This window comes from Paenibacillus tundrae, assembly GCF_036884255.1.
GTDB lineage: Bacteria > Bacillota > Bacilli > Paenibacillales > Paenibacillaceae > Paenibacillus.
This window is the reverse complement of record NZ_CP145605.1, coordinates 6,373,734-6,395,960: the sequence shown is the minus strand read 5'-3', so window position 1 is coordinate 6,395,960 and position 22,227 is coordinate 6,373,734. Positions and strand designations below refer to the sequence as shown.

Annotated in this window: 19 protein-coding genes; 12 read left to right on the top strand and 7 right to left on the bottom strand. The window is 44.9% G+C overall.

What is annotated here, in order from left to right:
* Positions 1-211 precede the first annotated feature (211 nt).
* From V6W81_RS28575 to V6W81_RS28560, 4 genes are all read left to right on the top strand, one after another.
* Positions 212-1,525 (top strand): sensor histidine kinase, encoded by a 1,314-nt coding sequence (locus tag V6W81_RS28575; RefSeq protein ID WP_338541131.1) that lies wholly within the window; start codon positions 212-214, stop codon positions 1,523-1,525.
* The gene (locus V6W81_RS28570; protein WP_056703079.1) at positions 1,500-2,396 is read left to right on the top strand and encodes a response regulator; all 897 of its coding nucleotides are present in this window, start codon (positions 1,500-1,502) and stop codon (positions 2,394-2,396) included. Before V6W81_RS28575 ends, V6W81_RS28570 begins: the two co-directional genes overlap by 26 nt.
* Before the next feature lie 123 nt (positions 2,397-2,519).
* Positions 2,520-2,924, top strand: a complete 405-nt coding sequence (locus V6W81_RS28565; protein ID WP_338541130.1) for a hypothetical protein — start codon at positions 2,520-2,522, stop codon at positions 2,922-2,924.
* 89 nt (positions 2,925-3,013) lie between these two features.
* Entirely contained in the window at positions 3,014-4,147 is a 1,134-nt protein-coding gene (locus tag V6W81_RS28560) for a GDSL-type esterase/lipase family protein (RefSeq protein ID WP_430701407.1), read from the top strand.
* 218 nt (positions 4,148-4,365) lie between these two features.
* On the opposite strand, the gene V6W81_RS28555 is transcribed toward V6W81_RS28560, so the two are convergent.
* Complete coding sequence (locus tag V6W81_RS28555) at positions 4,366-4,899, bottom strand: dihydrofolate reductase family protein (RefSeq protein ID WP_338541128.1); 534 nt, start codon at positions 4,897-4,899, stop codon at positions 4,366-4,368.
* Positions 4,900-4,977: 78 nt separating this feature from the next.
* Between V6W81_RS28555 and V6W81_RS28550 the strand changes: the two genes are divergently transcribed.
* Together V6W81_RS28550 and V6W81_RS28545 are read left to right on the top strand one after the other, a co-directional pair.
* Positions 4,978-5,883, top strand: a complete 906-nt coding sequence (locus V6W81_RS28550; RefSeq protein WP_338541127.1) for a helix-turn-helix transcriptional regulator — start codon at positions 4,978-4,980, stop codon at positions 5,881-5,883.
* Between the two features lie 119 nt (positions 5,884-6,002).
* Positions 6,003-6,227 carry a hypothetical protein gene (locus V6W81_RS28545; protein WP_338541126.1) on the top strand — a complete coding sequence of 75 codons (225 nt, stop codon included), beginning with the start codon at positions 6,003-6,005 and terminating at the stop codon, positions 6,225-6,227.
* A gap of 43 nt (positions 6,228-6,270) precedes the next feature.
* Here the strand turns inward: V6W81_RS28545 and V6W81_RS28540 are convergent, their stop codons facing one another.
* The 4 genes from V6W81_RS28540 to V6W81_RS28525 all read right to left on the bottom strand — a co-directional run bounded on the left by V6W81_RS28540 (position 6,271) and on the right by V6W81_RS28525 (position 11,397).
* Entirely contained in the window at positions 6,271-7,134 is an 864-nt protein-coding gene (locus V6W81_RS28540; protein ID WP_338541125.1) for a GNAT family N-acetyltransferase, read from the bottom strand.
* 591 nt (positions 7,135-7,725) lie between these two features.
* Positions 7,726-8,079, bottom strand: a complete 354-nt coding sequence (locus V6W81_RS28535) for an AbfB domain-containing protein (protein WP_338541124.1) — start codon at positions 8,077-8,079, stop codon at positions 7,726-7,728.
* Positions 7,968-9,593, bottom strand: coding sequence for a family 43 glycosylhydrolase (locus V6W81_RS28530; RefSeq protein ID WP_338541123.1), 1,626 nt, complete (start codon positions 9,591-9,593; stop codon positions 7,968-7,970). Before V6W81_RS28530 ends, V6W81_RS28535 begins: the two co-directional genes overlap by 112 nt.
* Before the next feature lie 358 nt (positions 9,594-9,951).
* Positions 9,952-11,397 carry a DEAD/DEAH box helicase gene (locus V6W81_RS28525; RefSeq protein WP_338541122.1) on the bottom strand — a complete coding sequence of 482 codons (1,446 nt, stop codon included), beginning with the start codon at positions 11,395-11,397 and terminating at the stop codon, positions 9,952-9,954.
* 314 nt (positions 11,398-11,711) lie between these two features.
* Between V6W81_RS28525 and V6W81_RS28520 the strand changes: the two genes are divergently transcribed.
* Entirely contained in the window at positions 11,712-11,933 is a 222-nt protein-coding gene (locus tag V6W81_RS28520; RefSeq protein ID WP_338541121.1) for a hypothetical protein, read from the top strand.
* A 430-nt stretch (positions 11,934-12,363) separates the two neighbouring features.
* Here V6W81_RS28520 and V6W81_RS28515 read toward each other — a convergent pair whose 3' ends face one another.
* Complete coding sequence (locus V6W81_RS28515; RefSeq protein ID WP_338541120.1) at positions 12,364-14,664, bottom strand: 5'-nucleotidase C-terminal domain-containing protein; 2,301 nt, start codon at positions 14,662-14,664, stop codon at positions 12,364-12,366.
* Between the two features lie 248 nt (positions 14,665-14,912).
* Here V6W81_RS28515 and V6W81_RS28510 point away from each other — a divergent pair, with 248 nt between their 5' ends.
* On the top strand, positions 14,913-15,875 hold the full coding sequence (locus V6W81_RS28510; RefSeq protein ID WP_338541119.1) for an endo-1,4-beta-xylanase: 963 nt from the start codon (positions 14,913-14,915) through the stop codon (positions 15,873-15,875).
* A gap of 256 nt (positions 15,876-16,131) precedes the next feature.
* Here the strand turns inward: V6W81_RS28510 and V6W81_RS28505 are convergent, their stop codons facing one another.
* Complete coding sequence (locus tag V6W81_RS28505; protein ID WP_338541118.1) at positions 16,132-17,652, bottom strand: leucine-rich repeat domain-containing protein; 1,521 nt, start codon at positions 17,650-17,652, stop codon at positions 16,132-16,134.
* 322 nt (positions 17,653-17,974) lie between these two features.
* Here V6W81_RS28505 and V6W81_RS28500 point away from each other — a divergent pair, with 322 nt between their 5' ends.
* From V6W81_RS28500 to V6W81_RS28485, 4 genes are all read left to right on the top strand, one after another.
* Positions 17,975-18,880 carry a diacylglycerol/lipid kinase family protein gene (locus tag V6W81_RS28500; RefSeq protein ID WP_145044948.1) on the top strand — a complete coding sequence of 302 codons (906 nt, stop codon included), beginning with the start codon at positions 17,975-17,977 and terminating at the stop codon, positions 18,878-18,880.
* A gap of 182 nt (positions 18,881-19,062) precedes the next feature.
* Positions 19,063-19,980 carry an aldo/keto reductase gene (locus V6W81_RS28495; RefSeq protein ID WP_145044947.1) on the top strand — a complete coding sequence of 306 codons (918 nt, stop codon included), beginning with the start codon at positions 19,063-19,065 and terminating at the stop codon, positions 19,978-19,980.
* A 308-nt stretch (positions 19,981-20,288) separates the two neighbouring features.
* On the top strand, positions 20,289-21,671 hold the full coding sequence (locus V6W81_RS28490) for a transcriptional regulator (protein WP_338541117.1): 1,383 nt from the start codon (positions 20,289-20,291) through the stop codon (positions 21,669-21,671).
* 237 nt (positions 21,672-21,908) lie between these two features.
* Positions 21,909-22,085: an aspartyl-phosphate phosphatase Spo0E family protein gene (locus V6W81_RS28485; RefSeq protein ID WP_145044943.1), complete on the top strand. Its 177-nt coding sequence runs from the start codon at positions 21,909-21,911 to the stop codon at positions 22,083-22,085.
* Positions 22,086-22,227: the final 142 nt, after the last annotated feature.

The window sequence follows — 22,227 nt, the reverse complement described above, 5'->3', positions numbered from 1 at the left end:
CCCAATATTGAATATCGTACCAACACAGATCGCTGTGTTGTTATATATCCAAGACCGAATACATTGTTTTCGGTCTTTTTTTGATGGTTGGAAGGTGGGTTCCCTTATTTTAATTATTTCTAATGAACGTCCCATATGTTAGTATATTTAACATTAGAAGCGCGGAGTGTAACATTAAGCGCTAATCGTTGTAATAGTAGGTGGGAGATTGATGCGTAACTGGGTCAGAAATGAAAACGTGCAAATGACGGCCATCGCCTTGGCTACTGCTATTGGTGCACAATTCAAGATTAATCCTTTTCGGGAAGACTATTTTCGCATCGGTTTAGGTGTCAGCATTTTTTTATTTTTGCTGATGATAATGCCCCACTTATCTTATGTGAAGACAGGAATCCTGACAGGTCTTGCTAATCTGATCTTTCAATCTGTAGATCTGCTGAGCCATGTCAGTACGATGCCGATCTTAGAAAGTATGCGTGATAATGTAGGCGCAGGCATGTACTACGTTGTATTCGCTTATGGCTTAAGTAAGATTAAACATAGATTTCATGAGTTCCAGCCACTGGTTCTAGGTGGAATGATTACGATCATGGACTTCTCTTCCAATCTGACGGAGCTTCTGCTGCGCGGGATATTTAACGGTACGAACATTTTTTATATGAAGGAATGGTTGTATTTGTTGATTGTTGGAGCTCTGCGAAGCTACTTCGTTATTGGGTTATATAACAGCTTCGCGGTAAGGCAGATGCGGCTTCTTCATGCTGAACAGGAGAAGCGGATGGAACAGATGATGAGTGTGAACTCAGGGTTATATGGTGAAGCCTTCTATCTGAAGAAGGCGATGAATACTATCGAAGGCATTACGGCGGATAGTTATGAGCTGTATCGGGATCTGCGAGAAAATGAGATGAATGAATATAGTCAACGGACGCTGGGCATCGCACAGCAGATCCATGAGGTGAAGAAGGATTCTCAGCGTATTTTGGCAGGTCTGCTCAAGGTGTATGATAGTGAAAAGGCAGTTCATCTTCAATTATCCGAAATGCTGCACTTCGCTGCCAAGGGCAATCGGAAATATGCGGAGATGTTGAATAAACAGATTATGATTGAGAAGCAACAGCAATTCGATTGTGAATCTCCATATTGTATTCCTCTACTCACCGTGATGAACAACCTGGTTGCGAATGCAGTAGAGTCGATTGAGACGCAAGGAACCATTCAGATTCATGTGTACGAACAGGAGATGGATGTGGTTTTTGAGGTTACGGACTCAGGCAAAGGAATTCCAGAATCAAAGCGGCAGATTATTTTTGAACCGGGGTATACGACCAAATACAATGAGGTAGGGATTGCTGCAACAGGCATCGGTCTATCTCATGTGCGTGATATTGTGCAATCCTTGGAAGGTACGATTACGGTAGGAGTGCCTCAAAGTGGTACGGGCTCTAAATTTGTCGTGTGCATTCCAAAAGTGAGTTTGGTAAAGGAGGCCGGGGTCGATGACGCTTTCTATTCTGATCGTTGATGATGATATCGTAAGCAGAAGTATGTTACAGGATATTATTGAGGAATGTGGAGCAGGTGAACTGGTAGGCACGGCAGAGGGGGGCATCGAAGGGGAGCAGATGATCATAAATCTGAGACCCGATGTTGTGCTTATTGATCTGCTAATGCCTGATCAGGATGGCATTGAGACCGTTGCAAGGCTCAAGGCACTTGGCTTCGCAGGTAAGTTTATTATGATCTCACAGGTAGATAACAAAGAAATGGTAGGTGCAGCTTACCAGCAAGGGATTGAGTTCTTCATCCACAAGCCCATTAATCGTGTGGAAGTCGAGCATGTGCTCAAAAGGGTGAATGAGCAGTGGAAATATGAGCGTTATGTGCTTGAGATCCAGCAGTCTCTCACCAAATTTAATATTGTGGAGACACCCCCTATCGCGAAAGGACGCACTGTTCGTGATATATCGAGAGTCATACTGATGGATCTAGGTATTCTGGGTGAGAGTGGCAGCAAGGATGTTATCGCATTGATGGAATATGTCATTGAACAGAAACAGGCTGTAGAGTGGCCCTCACTCAAGGAAATGTACGAAGCTGTTGCCCAGACGTATAAGCCGACAGCCAAAGAGGTGGAGAAAGAAAGCAAGGCTATGGAACAGCGCATCCGGCGAACGGTTAATGCGGCGTTGACGAATATGGCTTCGATCGGTCTGACCGATTATAGCAATCACAAGTTTGAGCACTATGCACCGCTCTACTTTGACTTTCAGGATGTTCGGATGAAGATGCGGGCGATGGAAGAGGATCAGCCTGGTGATAAAGGTAAGGTCAACATTAAGAAGTTCCTGCATGTGTTCTACATGGAGACGGTTGAGAAATTAAATGGCGGCTGAACCTGCTAATTAGCGGGTCGGTCTTTTTTTGTGTTGGCTCATTTAGCTGTAGTAACAAACTTGGTATAGTTGTCTGGGTGTTTTTGGTATGATGAGCATATTGGAGTTGGAAGGGGGCTGCTTATGGCCAGAGTCACACAGATGAACAAAGACATATTCACGGTTAACTTAGAAAGTGCCATCAAGGAAATCCAAGATAACGAAGAATTGCACTATGAAGAAGTTGCATTTATTGTTGAAGCTGTTGAGGAACCTGGCAAACCACTTGACGGAGCGGATGACATGATGCGATTGTGGATACTGGCGAAGAAAAATGTGGAAGGCAGACAATTTTCACTTCAACATGTCGTGGATCTGCTTGCATGGAAAGCACCTTTTGTACCGATCTGGATTGATGTATCGTTTGTGAAGATGGACGGAGCCAAAGCAATTTTCAAACTCAAATCCAGCCTGAGGTTAAGGAAACCAACGTTGCTACGGAATGCAGACACAGGCCATGCCCCGTTCAGAGCTGTGCTTAACGTGTAATACCTTTTGCATATAGGATAATAATAGATCTACATAAGAGATGGGAAATTCTGCTGTGGCGCAAAAAATCCAAGAGGAGGGATTGTGTGATAATGGAAAACAATAAGTTAAAGCACTATGCATTACCCGATGTTGCTCAGTTGAAGGTTCATGGGAGAACGACGGAGAGCAGGTCGCCGCTAACGTTGTTTTGGACAGGTAGCGCAGTGGAGCTGAATGTGACCGGGACAGAGCTATGGATAGAGGTTGATTCCAAATATGATGTATGTGAACCATGGATCAGTGTTCTAATTAACGACGTAGTGGTAAGCCGCCAGATGCTGGTGCATGGAAGGTACTGGGTGTGTATTTTCAGAGGAATGAACGAAAGCGTTACCAAAAACGTCCGAATCGTAAAAGACACCCAAGCCATGAGTGGGGATCCTGGATGCGTATTACAGATTCATGCGCTGAAATCGGATGGTGCATTCCAGTTGGTGGAGGATAGACCTTATAAAGTGGAGTTTATTGGGGATAGTATCACATCAGGCGAAGGTGCCATCGGCGCTCAGGCTGAGGAAGATTGGATTCCGATGTGGTTCAGCGCGATTCAAAATTATACGGCCATGACAGCAGAGGCTCTTCACGCAGATTATCGCGTCATCTCGCAGAGCGGCTGGGGCGTTATGACGAGCTGGGACAACAATCCGAGCGCCAACATTCCACAGTACTATGATCAGGTGTGCGGTCTATTAACGGGGGAGATGAACGAAGCACTGGGGGCGCATAACCCGCATGACTTCAATGCATGGCAGCCGGATGTGGTGGTCGTGAATTTAGGCAGCAATGATGGCGGTGCCTTCCAGACACCAGAGTGGACAGATCCGAACACAGGGGTCACGTATAAACAACGATTGAATGCCGATGGGACGTACCATGAAGAAGACGTGGCTAAGTTCGAGCAAGCAGCATACCAATTCTTAATTCAGTTGCGGAAAAATAACACTAAGGCACACATCGTCTGGGCGTACGGCATGCTTGGATTTCCGATGATGCCTGCTATATATCGCGCGGTGGATATCTACATGAAGGAAACGGGCGACCGAAGTGTGTCGGTCATTCAACTGCCGAATACAACGAGTGAGACGGTAGGTGCCAGAACTCATCCGGGGATGTTATCCCATAAGCGGGCAGCTGAAACCTTAACGGAGCATCTGAGAGGCATACTGCAGCACCATTCCTAGAATACAGAACCAATTATGGCAAAGGAAAAGCGTTAGACACGAGGCCAGAGTTCTCTTCTAACGATACGAAACGAATGAAAACAAGCCCGCAGCATTAAGCAGTGGGCTTATTTGCATTGCATTGGTTATGAAATTTTTTTGTATCCATAGTAGGACGCAATTTTTAGTGATTTGGCGTAGTAATCCGATGACTTTGAACGCCTAAGCACGCATTAAGCCTATAATTGTTCTGCCTCATAGCGGATTGCAATGATCTGCCCGAGTGTCTTCGTCTCGATGGTCTTCCACAGACTCGGTACCGTGCCTTTGGGGAATAACGGAATGCCTTCACCCAGAATTTTCGGAATAATCGCGACTTCGATCTCATCCAATAGATGCTGCTCCAGCACCGATTGAACTAGCTTCCCACCGCCAACAATCCATATATGCCCTGTTGTAGAAGCCTTAAGTCGAGTAATTAACTGTTCCACTGGCTCATCTGTAAATTCAACGTGTGGAGCTGGCGGCTGCTTGGAACGGGACATGACATATGTTGGACGATCAGCATACATAAAATCCTCAGCTAGCGTGAGCACCACCTCATAGGTGTCACGTCCCATGACAACGGAACCGATGTCTTGATAAAATGCTGCGTATCCGTTGTCACCTCCATCTCCCTCCACATCCATCAGCCAATCTACAGAACCATCTGGTCTTGCGATATATCCATCCATACTCATTGCAACATACAAGATAACCTTAGTATCTGACATATGCATCGCTCCCTTCTTCTTAACGTTATGATACACTTTAACTATGACAAAAGTTGACGTAATTAAAGGTGGGAAATGATGAATAATCGCAAACTTGCCATCATGAGACTAATGGATTCTAGGCGGAAATTTACGGCTCGCGAGCTGGCTGAGCGGTTCCAAGTATCTATTCGTACGATTCAACGTGACCTGGATGCGTTGCAGTCGATGGGCTTTCCTCTATATACGGAGGTAGGTGTACAAGGAGGGTACCAGGTTTTACCAAATCGCTTGTTGCCACCCCTCCAGCTCAATCAGAACGAGGCATTAGGTTTATTTCTAATGCTTGAATATTTGGAGAAAGTACCAGACTTTCCTTATGGATCGGTGCGAGAACATCTGGCAGAGCAGTACTTTTCGAGTCTGCCGCAGGATGTACAGGATCTCGTGATGCGAATGAGAGAACATATTACCTTTCTTCAGCCACATGCATCGACGCATGCTCAGCCAATGACAACTACAATGTTGGACGCAGCGGTGGAGAAGAGAGGTGTTACCTTCCAGTATTCTTCCCGTAATGGACAGAAAACAGTAGAGGTCTTTCCAATCGGCATTTATTATGATCGTGGGTACTGGTACATGCCTGCACGCCATAAGGAGAGAGTGCTGCTATATCGTGTGGATCGCATGAGTGATCTTCAGATTACGGATGGAACGGATGAATCTATCCCGAACCTGCATGATTGGCTGCGTACGGAGGATGAACGTGAACGTGTGGAGGTCGTGCTACATTTCACTGATGCGGGTGTAAGGCAAGCTTCGTCTGATGTCGTATTTAAGTCTGTGCAGGATAAGGAATGGAAAGGTGCGATTCCCGTAGATGAGCTGCCATATACAGCGCGTGGGTTGCTGGCGTATGGACCAGAAGTGAAGGTTGTGGCTCCAGTAGAATTGAAGCAAATGGTACGAAGTATGCTGGAGAAAAGTCTAAAGCAATATCTGTGAAGAGAACGTTGTGACAACTCGTCCTCATTTTCTCAGTAAGATCATAAAGTTATGGATTATTGTTAACAAATGTAAATTATTATAAGTGATACAACATATTGTTAAAGGAGATGAGAAGGGTGAATTTGAATAAGGTGACAACGATCATTACCTTCATTTTGCTTATCATGATAGCCATCTTTCGGAACAACGTTTCAGTCCTCATCTTCAGTGTGGTCATGATTGCGCTGATGGGGTACACCGCGTTCCGCGTGAGAACGAAATGGAATATTGGCTTCGCTATATGTCTAAGTGTAATTCTTGTAATCTGGAATGTGTACCTTGGGGTGGAAGCCTATACTTAAAAGAGACCTGCCTCCCTAACGGAGATGGGTCTCTCTGAACTATCTATAGCAAGCTGCCCCTATAATAGTGATACTCGGTATTCACTTCAAAACCAACACTTCGATACAGATTCAAAGCGCGCTCATTCTCCGTAACAACAGACAGTCGAATGTCCGTATACTCTTGCTTCTTCAAGAGATCGGACAGAATGGTAAGCACAGCACGTCCCAGCTTTCGACCCTGATAAGCAGGTAAGATACAGAAGTTATGAATAAATGCAGTTGTGGCATTGATGGAGTTGACCCTTACCAATCCTACAGGTTGTTGAGCCTGATAAGCGATATAGGTTACTCGGTTAGGTTCATTCGTTTGCATAAAATATTCACGAGTCCAGCTCTCTGAATCACCGAAGGCTTGGGATGAGCAGGTGATCATAAAATCCCAATCTTGAGCTTCTGCTACACGCAAAGTAAGTTTGGGCAGCTCATCCATAGGAGAGATCTCAGTCACAAGCTGCATGACGTACTCCGCACGATCATACACTGCTCCGAGTGATTCAGCCGTGTGGATTCCTGGAGATAAACCCTGAGGAATACGGTAGCTGAGCTGATGTATACCCTGTGGTGTCATGTCGAGAATGGCTTGCTTCAGTAAGCTAGAGAACACACCTTGGCGACGATGCTCTGGATGTAAGATGGCATTTATACTTCCGGTCTCAGCGTCTGAAGCATACCAACTGAGGAGTCCAACCAATTCGCTGTCGCGATAACAGAGGAGCGCGTGGTCTCCGTCTTTTTTGCTGATATGATCAAGATCTGCCTTAAGATGTTCGGAATCCAGTTGTTTACATTGTTGTTCGAGCGAGATAATTGCCTCAATCTGTTCCTTGGAATGATAGATCATCGGAATGACTTGATAGGTTGACATGCATTCACACCTTTTTATTGCAGGATACGCACAGTAACTCGGACTAGAGTTTGCTATGCTCCAAAATAGATTTTAAATGAAGTTAGAACCATCTAGACTTATCTAAGATAATTCTATGGTTGGATAGAGGTACGCACTTTAAAGTGCGTACTTTTTTTATAATAGACAAGTGTATATTCTTATACAAACTATATTTGTCCCATCAAGCTTTGTAAACCGAAGGATATGCTTAGGGAAAGGGAAGAAAGGGTGAGTGTAATTGGGAAAGGGTCATCCACATAAATTTGCAGCAGGTGATATCACGGTTGATGAAATGTATAAATTAATGATTGGTTCAGTGGTGCCCCGGCCGATTGCTTGGGTGGCGATTACGCCATGATTACACCAGCGTTCACGTTATGAGAACGAGTTGTAGAATCACATCTCATAGCGGGTGAAGCGCAGAGAAAAAAAGGCTCCTTTTCAGGCGGTGTGCCTGATTAGAAACCTTTTTTCGGCAAAGTGTAGATGGTTGCTCCGTGTATCTCATGTGAGCATAATGATCTTTGTATGCTACGGATGTATCTCTAAATACGATATACCGCTAAACGGCTAGAAGTTCGTGCGGGTAAACGTGGCATCACTCTTCACGGTGGAACTGCTGGATGCATTGATGGCATCGAGTTGCAGTACATAATCATAGTGCCGGATGTAATATCCGGGCTGACTGTAGGATTGTAACGACACTTTGCTGTTATCCGCCCAGCCGGGGCTGCTTAGGAACGTGGCATCTCCCTTATAGGCGGCGGTATTGGTATAAGCTTCAAGCACAATTTTGTTGCTGGCATTACGCTTTAAGAAGTAGCCAGGGAAGTTGACGGACTCCAGCGAGATTCCTGTGGAGCTAGCAAGGCCAGGTATAACACGGAACTGGGAGTCCAGTACCGGTAAGACGTTGGCATCCACACGAGCTGTATAATTCGCATGACGGATATATCGGTCCGGATAGTTGTGTGAACTGAACGGCTGTACCCGGTGGTTTCAGGGGTAGCAGGTCCCAACATTTTGACCTCGTGTAAGGTTGGCGTATACCAGTTGCCAGGATTGTTCCATAAGACGGCATTCACCATATTAATTCGTACATAACGAGCAGTGAAATGCACCGCATCAGTCGTGAAACCATAGGTCAGGTTGTTGGTGCGATCTAGTGAAGCATAATTAATACCATCGTTACTGATCTCGATTTTATATTTGTAATACCCTTCAGAGCCTTTATACATAAACCAAGACGTGTCGATCTCCGTGATGGTCTTCGGAGCGCCGAAATCCACCTGCCACCACGCCGGCCAACTGTTGGATGAAGCTACCCATGAAGTCTGGTAGTTACCGTCATTGACGTTGGATGCAGATGAACCGGAGGCTGTCGAACTGGCAGTAGCCGTTTTGCCTTGAGCATGATTGACCAGAGCGGGTGGGGTTACTGTGCCTGTAGCTGCATCAATGTTCCATGTGGTGTACCACTCCAGCGATGCCGTTCCGTTCGAATCATTCAAGGTTAGCGGCAGCCAGATATGCTTGTGTTCTCCGAGGTTCATTGGATTCCAGCGGTCTGCCATATAGATATACGATGTTGTACTGCTGCCTGTAATTGTGGCGATATCATGGATCTGCGAGCCGAAGGCCGATGGATTGCCATATGGTGTAAGGGAAGTCCATGGCCCTGTCATAGACGTCGCTGTGGCGTAAGCTCCTTGATTCGGATACCAGCCCGCGGCTTGGGAGGTGAAGAGGTAATAACGGTTTCCTTTTTTCACAACGGCAGGTGCCTCGCGATAGGCATTCTCGAATAGCCAGCCTTCGAAGGATTGAATTCCGGTGTAGCTCGCATTCATTTTGAAAATGGCCATCGTATCATTAGCCCCGCCATTCTTACGGGAAGCAGTAACCAGATAACCTGTGCCATCCGTATCTACGAATACGGTCATGTCACGGGATTCATAATCGAGTGGGCGGAAACTGCCCTCATACGAAAATTTTCCATTCGGTGTACTACTTGTCGCTACCGCTACACGCCCAAGGTTGTAATCCGTTCCGTTCTCATAATGTGCCCATAGCACATATTGGGAGGTGGCGGCGTTATAGATGACTTTGGGACGTTCGATTTTGCTGGATGCCAATTCCGTTGCAGAATCCTTCGTCAGGATCGCATTGCTAAATGTCCAATTCTTCAGATCCGTGGAGGTGTAGACGTTAACACTGTCGAACTTGCCGCCTACTGCATGTTCACCATACAGATAATACGTCGAGCCTACCTGCAGAATGTTGCCGCTGTTGGCATGGATGGGATTGTCCGCCGTATCCAGCCAGTCGGTTCCGTTGGTTATCGTGACACTTGCTGCACTTGTTCGTTCTGGATGAAGACCAAACAGGGTGAACGTGAGTGCTAAGACTAGACACCAGACAGCTTGCCTTTTACCCATTACATACACCTCCCGATAGAATAAAGATCAATATAGCGCTTTCAATTATATTCTAGTTGGGCTAAACTCGATGACAAGTGAACAATACATCCATTAATGAACAAAGCGACATTTTATTTAGAACGAGCAGGACGAGCGGGCATGGGCTGAAGGTGTTGTCCAATGGCAGAGATAGCGGCATTGTATTTACAATAATGCATACTAAACTCGATTTAACGGAGACGGGTACATATAACACTGCATCACCAGCTATATAACGCAATTCCATATCACCATCACATGACAATAGGGATAGCAGGCTTGGTATCAAGCCCGCTATCCCTATATGGTTTTGTATCTATTCTACACGGTTACTATTTTACTTCTTGCCCTTACGAACCTTGAGCTGCATCTTTTTGATCGTTGTATTTTGCATCATTTCAAGCACAAGTGGCCCTTTGCCGTTCAGAATCTCCACATCTGTTACGTTATCCTGAATGGTAATGATGCCAATATCGTCTGCACCCACGCCTTCAAGCTTGGCGATGGTTCCGACGAAGTCAACAGCACGAAGTTTCTTCTTCTTGCCCCCATTGAAGTTCAGCTTCATAATCTGCTGATTCAATTGTTCGCGTTTGTCCTTTTTGCGCTCAGGTACAATCTTAAGCCGCTTCTCGAATTCTTCTCTGCGGCGATCTACCGCATCTTCAGATGGAGCCTTAATCACCGGGATCTCGAATCCGATATAGGATTCAATCTCAGCAAGGCGTCTGCCATCCTTCGGCGTGATGAAGGTAAAGGCTTTACCCGTCTGACCTGCACGCCCAGTACGGCCTGTACGGTGAACATAGCTTTCCTTTTCGAGCGGAATATCGTAGTTGATTACATGTGTGATATTGGTAATGTCGATACCCCGAGCAGCTACATCCGTCGCAACTAAATAACGGAATTGTCCACGTCGGAAGGCATTCATGACCTCAATTCGCTCGTCCTGCTCCATGCCGCCATGGATGCGATCTGCTGGATAGTCGAGGTCAGCCATCACGCGGAACAGCTTGTCTACATTCTCCTGCGTGCGGCAGAATACGATACAGCTATCCGGGTTCTCCACGATGAATAAGTCTTGCAACAGCGCCGTTTTGTTCACTTCAGAAGTATGAATAACCGCATGTTCAATCGTGGCAGTTGTCAGTCCGCTTGCCTTGATCTCAATCTCCACCGGGCCCTTCATGTATTTACGGGATAGATTGGCTACATCTTCTGGGAAGGTCGCGGAGAAGAGCATCGTTACACGTTCCTGAGGCAATGCCTGAATAATAGCCCCCACCGTCTCAATGAAGCCCATATTCAACATCTCATCGGCTTCATCAATGACCAGATAGGCGATTCGATCCAGTGGCAGTGTTCCGCGTTCGATATGGTCCAACACCCGACCAGGCGTACCTACAGCGACATGAGTTCGTTGTTTTAACTCAGCCTTCTGGACATGAAAAGGCGATTGTCCGTATAGTGCGGTTGCCTTGATGCGTTTGAAACGGCCGATGTTGGTAATGTCTTCGGTAACCTGCAATGCCAGCTCGCGGGTAGGGGTTAGAATCAACGCTTGCGGTTTATTCTCGTTCCAATCGACCTGTTCACAGAGCGGGATGCCGTATGCAGCCGTTTTACCACTACCTGTCTGTGATTTGACGACCAGATCTTTATTCTCTAGGGCGACTGGAATGACTTTGGACTGAACCTCAGTTGCTGTCTCATAGCCCAGACTGTCCAGTGCTCGTAAAATTTCTTCTCCAAGCTGAAACTCACTAAATTGTTGCTTGCTCATGATTAACCTCTTTTGCATTAGTTTTGAATACTACATATTAGCATTACACCGTACTATTTGCGTATACCTTCTTATTATACTCGATATGTTGGAGCGTTAACGGAATATTTGATGTAATTCAGATGTAATCGTTAAAAATTAAACGAAAGGAGATCCCCTGCTCAAGCAGAGGATCTCCTTTGATTTATTAGATACTGTCTCTAGTGGAGTGTGACCAATACTATTAAATCCACTCCTCCCTAGCAACTCTGCACAGGAAAGATAGAGTTATAGAGAATACTATGAAACTATAAAACAGAAGGAGGATGATTTTAATGGGATACAACAACGGGAATTCGTACAACAACTATGCTATCGTATCAATTATTAAACAACTGGGATTGGGTGCTAATATTAGAGTTCACTTTCAAGGGCAAACGCATACCGGAAAATATGCCGGACTGAACAATGGAGTGCTTATTCTTAATAGATTTGTTAATGTGAATGAGACTGCTTATTTCCCAGTCAATCAAATTACAGCAATAGACGTTATCTAAAGAAGACAAGACAAAAAGAACGCATGAAAGAGAAGCAAAAAGAAGAAGCGGAAACTAGATTTTCCGCTTCTTTTTTCTTGGGAATATGACCTGCACAGCAGAAATCATGCGGGGATGGACATAGACAAGCGAATCACTCTTATTGATCACGACTGAATCAAAGGCAAAGCCAGCATAGATTCCCTCAATAGACTTGGAATTTAGATATATTCGTACATGAGCTCCTAATTTGCATCTTTGCAATATATACACACTAAACATCGTAGTAGTCCTCCCATCGTCTTTATCGATAGGATATGCTAAAAAGATAGGTTTGCGTGGATGCTTGCTGAGATTTTAGCTTTCTAGCACATTGAGTCTTGTGGGAGGATAGAGCGCTCCTCGTTGCCTATTCAGCATGAATATATAATAGATTGCGCAGTTTTTTTGATTATTTCAACATACTTACATATTTACCGTATACATAGACAACGCGACCATCCAATTTCACTTTCAGCCAGCCATACTTCTCTGTGCTAATTACCTCAAGAATGGTTCCTTTAGGTACAGTCGTGACAATCTTGGCTTGGGATGAAGCACCAGCGCGAACATTCAGGTAAGCTGCGGTTACTTTGGCTTGTTTAACCTTGTTGTCTTTTACCGTATCAGGCTTCGTTGAGCCTGGTGTAGTAGCAGGTTTGCCTGGTTTAGCTGGTTCTGGTGTTGGCTTCGGTTTCGTTGGTGTGACAGGCTTCTCCGGTGCAGGTGTAGGTGTACCCTCACCGTTTCCAGCCGCTGCTTTACGAGCTGCGTTCAACTTCTGATAGAACTCACCTTTGGTTGTTACACCTGAGAATTGTGCTGCATCTACGTTTGCTTTGGCAGATAGGGCATCAATCTCTTCTTGCGTCACAGCATCCAGAATGTTAATGGAGGCAATGTTGGTGTATTTTCCATCTTCTGTATTAGGCACAGACATTACGCCCTCATTGATAAGCTCTACAACATCTGCACGTGCTGGTGCAGTGAGGTCAACACCAGTGATGGTCCAATTGTGCTGAATCTTCGGTTCGTAAACACCGTTCATAACATCTTTCAGGTAGGCTATAGACAGGTTGCGAATGGTACCTTGAATCTCGCCGAATGCCGAAGCATCCTTAGAGGACCAGAGCTGCTTGAACGTACGCCCTTCCAGTGCGCCGCCCTTCGCAATTAACGCTTCCATCCGGTAAGCATTCATGCCGAGTTTAAGCGTATCTTGTTCTTTGACTGCTTCACCATTGCTGTATTTGAGGTTAGTAATTCGGCTACCGTATGGCTTGGTGAGATCAATCTCATAGGTTACGCCGCCGAAGAAATCATTCGTACTGTACTTGGAAGCACGGCGCTTCGGATCAAAGCTAATCGTTACATCTCCTGGGCGTGTCGAGTTAAAGTATCCTACAGACCACTCCATGTAATCCTTCAGGTCACGTCCCGTGACTTCATATACAGTGACTTCACCGAAGGTATATTGATAGTTGAAGGCGATGTCTTTTTTCTTGATCGGGCCAATATCTAGCTTGGCTTTGTCGTTATCAATCTGGTGTGCAACCACATCGGCATCGCTGTAATGGATCATGACTTCAGTGAAGAAGTCGGATAAAGGGGTCTCCTGGACCTGCACAGCAGGAATGCCTTTGATCTCATCGGCAGGTACCAGGTTAGTTCCTTTTAATTCAGCAACCTCGATGTTAGCATCTGCACGAGCGAACTCGTGGAACGGGTGCAATGTCTCTTCAAGCCCTGCATCAGATACCTCGTAGGTACCATCTGCTGCTTTTACAGCGAGAGCCTGAGCTTCTTTGCTTTTCAAGACAACGTTGTCGCCGTCTTTCTCAAAGGTTAGGTCGATTCGTGAGATGTGTGATCCGTATTTGTTCGGTTCGGAGATCAATACGCCGTTTACCGTTTGCGATTCAATTAGAGTATGCATGTGTCCAGCAAAAATAGCCGCCAGCTCAGGGTTCGCATTAGCGATGTCAGTTACTCCGGTTCCCGGATTGCCGTTCTCGTTGTCGAGACCCATATGCATAAGTCCAACCATGACATCTACTTTGCCTTTAAGCTCAGCAATGGCTTTTTTGGTCTCTTCGACAGGATCTTTAACAATAATGCCATCTAAGTGATCGGTGCCTTTCTCAAACTCAGTAATCATCGGTGTGTTCATTCCAATGACACCGACTTTAATGCCATCCTTCTCAATAATCGTATAAGCAGGCATGTAGCGGTCGCCGTTTTCTTTGAAAATGTTACCTACGAGAGGTTGTCCGTTGAATTGGGAAGAAATCTTCTCCAACACATCCAGACCAAAGTTGAATTCATGATTGCCCATGACCCATGCGTCATATTTCATCTCGTTCATTGCGACCATCATGGGAGATTGCGGTTGATCATTGAATAGCTCAGCAGAGTTATCCTGAATCATATCTCCTGCATCAAGCAGAATCGTGTTAGGATTCTCAGCACGAACTTTTTTAACGATGGTATAGAGCTGTGTCATGCTTCCCGTTGGGTTTGGACCGTCGAGAGCGTAGTCCCATGGCATAAAACGCCCATGAATATCGGATGTGCCGAGCAACGTAATTTTAGTTTCTTTTGCTGATTCGGCTGCTTCAGCCGGGGCTGAAGTGAATGGAGCGAACAAAATGGAGGTACATAAGAGGAATGATAAAGACCATCCGGCGAAACCTTTCGTTGAAAATTTGCGCATGTTGTAATCTCCCTTGTTATCTAGTGTATGTAAAGATATGTGTCATTTTATACTAGATAAACATTAAGGGAATGTAAACCCGTATGTAACAATTATGTTCGATTAGGATAGGGTGATCCTGATCACCGATAAGTGCAAACGATATGTTTATTGAAGTAAATAGTATAGTTTGTAGGTATTTTAAACCAAATTTATCCAGTAAGATGATTTTGTAAGCGCTTAACAATAAATGACCAAGGAGGAAAAACATGTTTAAATCCAAGTGGTTCAAGACAGTGGGTACGCTCGCATTAGTAGGTGTATTGGCTACGTCCGTAGCGGTCGGTAGTGTGAGTGCTGGTTTGGCAAAAGGAAGTAAATTTCTTGGAAATATCATTGCAAGCAGCATTCCCTCCAACTTCAGTCCTTACTGGAATCAGGTGACGCCGGAAAACTCCACCAAATGGGGTGCTGTAGAGGGAACCCGGAATTCAATGAACTGGTCTCAGGCAGACTTGGCTTATAACTATGCGAATAATAATGGCTTCCCATTCAAATTCCATACCCTTGTCTGGGGAAGTCAGGAGCCAGGTTGGGTTAGTGGACTCTCGGCTGCGGATCAGAAAGCGGAAGTACTCCAATGGATCAAGGCAGCAGGTCAGCGCTATTCCAAAGCTGCTTTTGTTGACGTGGTGAATGAACCGCTACATGCGAAGCCTTCGTACCGCAACGCGATTGGTGGGGATGGAGCTACCGGGTGGGATTGGGTGATCTGGTCTTTCGAGCAGGCGAGACAAGCCTTCCCTAATTCCAAGTTACTTATCAACGAATATGGCATCATTAATGATCCGAACAAAGCAGACCAATATATCCAGATTATCAACCTTTTGAAAAATAGAGGACTGATCGATGGCATCGGTATTCAAGGACATTATTTCAATATGGATACAGTATCAACTAGCACCATGACGACTGTTCTGAACAAGCTGGCGGCAACAGGGTTGCCAATCTATGTGTCTGAGCTGGATATGACGGGTGACGACAACACGCAATTGCAACGCTATCAGCAGAAATTCCCGATTCTCTGGAAGCATTCAGGCGTGAAGGGCATTACGCTGTGGGGATATAATCAAGGACAGACGTGGGTGAATGGATCCCACCTGGTGAATAGCAACGGTACGGAACGTCCGGCCTTGCAGTGGCTGAGAAACTACCTAGCGAATAACCCTTAAGCCGTCGCATAGTTGGAGCCGAAAGTCGTCTAAAGGTTACCATTGAATAAGTATAGACAGACCGTTGGAGGTATTCATTTTTTCGAATAATTGAAAAAAGGCTTTCCTGGTATGGTTCCAACTAACGGTTAAGGAACGATACCCGGGAAGGCCTTTTTAGTTGTTCAAATAGTACGCTTTTGAATACGAAGGATGCTTGGCGGCATCTCAGCGTCGAATTTGGCATTTAGCCAAAATGTTATATATATGAGTTCGTTTAAGGCTGAGACTGTTCTCTGACCAATGGTTGCTTATTCTCGAAGATCAGGATCGTTTTGCTGCTGGCAATGTAGCCGACAGTTGTATCCAGTTGCTCAGAGATAAATCGCACAGGGACGAAGGCTTTTCCGTTTCGCATTAACAGAGGTGCATCATTCATCATTAGTTGATCATTAACCCGTACCTGCTTGTTATCAGCGTTCCAATGAATGGTCTGATCATTCTGTGTAATGGTAACCTCATGCGCTGCGGCATTCCAGTCCACATGGGCATTTAACTGCTCTGAGATAAAGCGTAAAGGAACGTAAGTCCGACCTTCATCAATGAAAGGTGCTGCATCCAGGGCGTATGCCTGATCCCCCACATAAGCTGTCGTAGAACCTTCAACTAAGCGTTGAAAGCTGCCTTGAGGGGTTCGTTTCTGCTCCCGTACATTCATCTGGTTCAACAAGCGCATCGTGTTACTGCCGCTGGTTACATCCAAGTAGTTATTCTGTACCGTCAGCCCCCCAGATTCACTCTCGTTAACCGAGGTCTGCACATTCGTAGCAAAGGATACCGAAGCGTTGATATCCGTGATGGTGTTCGTCGTATCTGCCCGAGTAAAAGAGAGCCCCGCAATTGGGCTTAGATCCCACACCCGATTATTGGCTAGTTGGAGCGCCTTGAGCTGCGTCAATGACGCTAGTGGTTCTAGGTCATAAATTTGGTTCGATTCAGCGTTCAGCTCGGTTAGATGGTGCATATCTGCAATAGCATGTAGATGCTGGATCTGGTTGCCGCTAATATCGAGCGTCCGTATTCCTGTCATATGTTCAATGGGCGTCAGATCTGAAATTTCATTTCCCGCTACATTGAGTTTATGGAGGGTGTTAGGCAGATCAGCGAGAGCGTCCAGATGCTGAATTCGATTGTTCGCTACATTTAACTGCTGCAGCTTGGTGGAATGTGCAAGTGGAGAGATATCTTCAATCTTATTGTTAGCCAGCTCAACCCAAGTTAGATCAGACAGATCCGTCAGCGGTGTAATATCTGTAAGCTGGTTTCCACTAGCAAAGAACGTATGTAGCCGGGTGAATTCATCAATAACATCAATAGAAGAAATTGAATTGTTGCTAATCAAGAGTCGTCCGAGATCCTTCAGATCTGCAAGTGCATCAATAGATGTAATGTAATTGTTCCGTACATCAATCTCTCGAAGCTGGGTCAGATGCGTTAGCGGTGTCAGCGTCTCAATCTCGTTACCGTATAGTCGCAGATGCGTCAGGTTAGACGCCTGTTCAAGCCCTGCTATACTTTGAATGCCTGCATTGCTCAGATCTACGACAGTGAGTTGCTGCAGATCGGTTACGGTCAGGGGAGCATCCAGCGGTTTGTTCAAAATAAGTTTCAAGCCATCTTCCAGTGCAGGGTCTTCAATAAGTCTGTTGCCTGATTCGCCGGTTGGGTACGCCAAAGCCTGGCCGGCTGAGCCAATACTTAGAATAAATAGTAGAACTAGTAGAGTCACTCTTCTCATTAATACGGTTCCCTCCGATTCTATGAATTGATGATGCGCCATTCGTTTGTATAACTTCTATGTAGTTCAAGCTTTATCGTCATGATATAGAGAGATCAGGATGCACACATCCCTAGTTATTAACCCATCATATGAAAAAAGGAACACCTTATTCAGAATAAGCCAATAACTCTAGTTCTATTTTATATGAATGTACCTTACACTGCACACTTCTAAGCCACTTTGCTCAAAAAAATTTAATTGTCCGCTTCCATCGTAATTCAATGCCCGTTAAGAAGGGGTAAAGATAGGTAAATACCCATTTGGAGGAGAAGGTGCGAGTATGCGTCAAGCCATGATTATCAGTAATCCATCGTCCGGTAAAGAACAGGCTCAGCAGTATGTATCCCAGGTCAAGAGAATTTTGGTATCACAGCAGTATGAGGTTGTCATCAACGAAACGGCTCAAGAAGGAGATGCGACCAACTTCTGTCTAGATGCATGTAAAAACAGATGTGATCTCGTTATTTCAATTGGAGGGGATGGGACGCTGCATGAGACGATTAACGGCATGATGGATCAGGATCACCGTCCTACGCTTGGCGTCGTACCCTTGGGTACGGTCAATGATTTTGCACGAGCACTTCATATCCCCCTTGATCCGGAAGAAGCTATTCGCGGGCTGAGTTCGAATCAAGTGCGTGCGGTGGATGTCGGGAATATGAATGGACGTCTGTTTGCCAATGTTGTAGCAGCAGGTTCACTAGCCGAAGCGTTGTCCTCTGTTTCATCCGAAGAAAAATCAAAGCTGGGTTCATTTGCCTACCTGAAGGAAGGCCTGAAGGACTTGGTGAATACCCCTGCGAAACGGCTCACCATTGAACATGACGGTCAGATCTGGGAGGGCGACTCTCCCTTATTCCTCGCTGCGCTAACCAATTCCGTCGGTGGATTCGAGAAGCTGTCTCCAGATGCGGTGGTGGATGATGGGGTTATTCATTGTTTTGTGATCCGGAATATGAGTATGCTTAACACACTGACTTTGGGCACATCCTTACTGTTCGGTAGCTTGAAAGACCATAAAGATGTGGAGTATTTTACTGCAAAAGAAGTACGTGTGACATCTGATGAGCCAATTGGAACCAACGTAGATGGAGAGGAAGGGCCATCACTACCCATCCAGATTCAAGTTCTTCCTCAGTATATGAAGGTGATCGTCCCAGAAGAAGTACAAGCCGAAGAAGATTAGAGAATAACCGCGCGGTGCGTCATGGTTAGTCACAAACGGCCATTTTTCCATACAAGAATTCGAAAAACCCATTGAAACCGATTGCAGATGTATGTCACAATCATAGACGGAAGACAAGTACCATCAACGATGATTGTAGCAATACAATTACACAAAATATCCGAATATGGAGGGTAATCATCTTGAGAACAATTAAACTTGGCAGTAGCTCGCTGGAGGTACCGGTTGTAGCGGTTGGCTGCATGCGGATTAATACATTAGATGGTAAAGAAGCGGAGCATTTTGTTCGTTCTGCAATGGAGATTGGAGCGAATTTCTTCGATCACGCCGACATTTATGGAACTGGAAAATGTGAGGAGATCTTTGCAGAGGCTGTGCAGATGAGCCCTCAAGTTCGGGAGAACATCATCCTGCAATCCAAATGCGGGATTCGCAAGGGGATGTTTGATTTCTCGAAAGAGCATATCTTGAATTCAGTCGATGGTATCCTGCAGCGTCTAAAAACGGACTATTTGGATGTACTATTGTTGCACCGTCCGGATGCACTTGTTGAGCCGGAAGAGGTGGCAGAAGCCTTTGACCTGTTGGAGCGCGAAGGTAAAGTTCGTCACTTCGGCGTATCTAACCAGAATCCGAACCAGATTGAACTGCTCAAAAAATATGTTAAACAGCCACTGGTCGCTAATCAGCTCCAGATGAGCATTACGAATACAACGATGATTGACAGTGGAATCAATGTGAACATGGAGAACGAAGCTGCAATTAACCGTGATGGCAGTATCTTGGATTATTGCCGCTTGCATGATATCACGATTCAGCCATGGTCTCCTTTCCAATACGGATTCTTCGAAGGTGTTTTCTTGGGTAGCGACAAGTTCCCTGAGCTGAACGCGAAGATCGACGAGATTGCAGCGAAATATGATGTGAGCAACACAACGATTGCAATCGCTTGGTTGCTGCGTCATCCGGCACAGATGCAGCCCGTGACAGGTACGATGAACCTTGAACGTTTGCAAGACTGTGTTAAAGCGTCGGATGTACATCTTACTCGTCAAGAATGGTACGACATCTATCGTGCTGCTGGGAATGTACTGCCATAAGTCTAGCGACAATGGAGTAGGTTCTCTTAGAAATGGTCATGAAAACACGGGTGGATCTTCGCTCGTGTTTTTATGCTGTTCAGGTTATCAGGCTGAAGCTTTTATTGCATAAAATCGAAGGAATACGATTGCGATAGAAAAGGATTAAATTGTAATTAATACAAATTAGTTCAAATTATTTTATTGACCCCTACTTAATAAATACATATAATTACTTTAAAAATATCATTAATCTGGAATTCATTTCATCAACGTGATGAAGCGGATTCATTCGTTTATGTTTTTTTATTTTGGAGGGTGGTGTTCGTTTGGAGTCCACAACCACGATACGCGATCATTTGGAGAGTTATCTTAAGCGTGAGCAGAGGTCTATTAGCTTCTTTTCAGACACATCAGGCATCAATTCAGGTACGCTGAGTAACATTCTTAATAAAAATCGCCCGATTGCTATGCAGCAATTGGATCGAATTACTGCGGCTATGGGATTAGAAGAAGGTCACTTCTATGAACTATACATAGATGAGTGTTTTGTGCATGCGACTCCTGACTGGCGGAGACTAGGGCCATTCCTCCATCGTTGTGCCGATTTGAATAAATTAAATTGTATTGAAGAGGTTATCCGCTTAATGATGGATAATCTATCCTATATTCCCTTGTTGTTTGAAGTGGCAGAAGAATTCTACCGTGATGGCAAACACGAACCTGCGATCCTTTTATACGAAACGATTGCCGAGAGTGAGAAAATGCAGCACTCGGAGCGGTTAGCCTTATGCCAATACCGCCTGTTCAAGCTAGGTCTGTCCAAGGATCAGCAACGGAATCTGATCATCGCAGCACAGTTTGAATACTATGTAGATCGACTGGATGAACGATATCAGTTGGATGCCTTGAATGAGCTTATTAATGCATTTGGTGCACTACATCGTTGGAATAAGGTACAAGAGCTATCTGAAAAGTTAAGAGTGAAAGCGACAATTCATTATGAATTGAATGGTAGGAAGAAGCCGGAAGAAACCAAACGCCCCATCATATTTTATATCTTATATTCATATCTAGCAGCAGGTAGTGCCTGTTATCAGCTCAAAGATTATGATCAAGCACTCGAGTATGTGTCACTCTATGCGGTGAATAATTGGGTGAAAGAGTGTAACGAGGAAGAGGCGCTAGTCATCACTCAGTTTCAGGAATGGGCTGTGGGGAATCGTTATATCTACCGCTTGATGGCAGGGCAGTTCGAAGTATTGCCTGATTATTTGAACTATATATCAACACGAGAGAATGAGATATTTCCAGCATTGTGCGATATCGTTACAGCAGCCAATCGATATAACGGAAATATCGATTTTGTGTTGGAGCAATACAAATCTTACTTCACATACCAGGAACAGAGTAACCGAATTGGAAAGGTCAGCAAACAAGTCACTGATGATCGATATGTACGTCTTTTAGCTGACTTGGGAGCATATTATCTGAAGAAAGATGAGTTCCATAAAGGTATTGAATTTGTCATAAATAGTCTGAAATTTTCACTTGAAATTTGTAGTGGTAGAGCTATGCTTAGAGGTGTCGGGCTGTTTGAGCAATACAGGGATTTTGCGACAGACACCGCTAAACAGCAGTACAAAAATATAATTAGTGAGGTGCAGAAACTCAATGAAGAGAACGTTGGCTTTGCTGATAGCCACATGTAGCATTTGGGTAAGTATCGTAATTCCTGCTCCTGAGCCTGTCTCTGGAAACGAAGCTCCAAGCCCCTCAATAGCGAGACCTGCTGATCATGGATTTGGTACCTAGCACATAACAAAATTAGAAGACGCCTCTGAAGCCTATTCAGGGGCTTTTTAGTTTGGAAAAATTAGTAATGTCATATGACTATAGTCCTACCGATTGACATAATCAGCTAAAATATGACAAAAGGAGGGGACACTATGGAACATACTGCGTTGATCGTCCAGATTGAATCGGCTAGGGAATTACTGTACGCCATTGAGATGAAATATGGGAATCTGCTGCACCCAGAAGTTATTCAGCAGTCCGTAGTGTTAGACGGTCTTATTAATCAATTCAATCAAGCCAAGCAGAAGGCATCCGTGAGAACACAATGATTCAACGAGCTAGCTTAGCAACGGGTTAAGCAAGGGATAAGAATCCGAGTTAATCTTAGTGAAGCAGTTTTAATTTTTGAAAAGTAAAAGATGATTATGCATTTGACTATTTACTTTGCTGCCCTCGTGTACTATAGTTAGT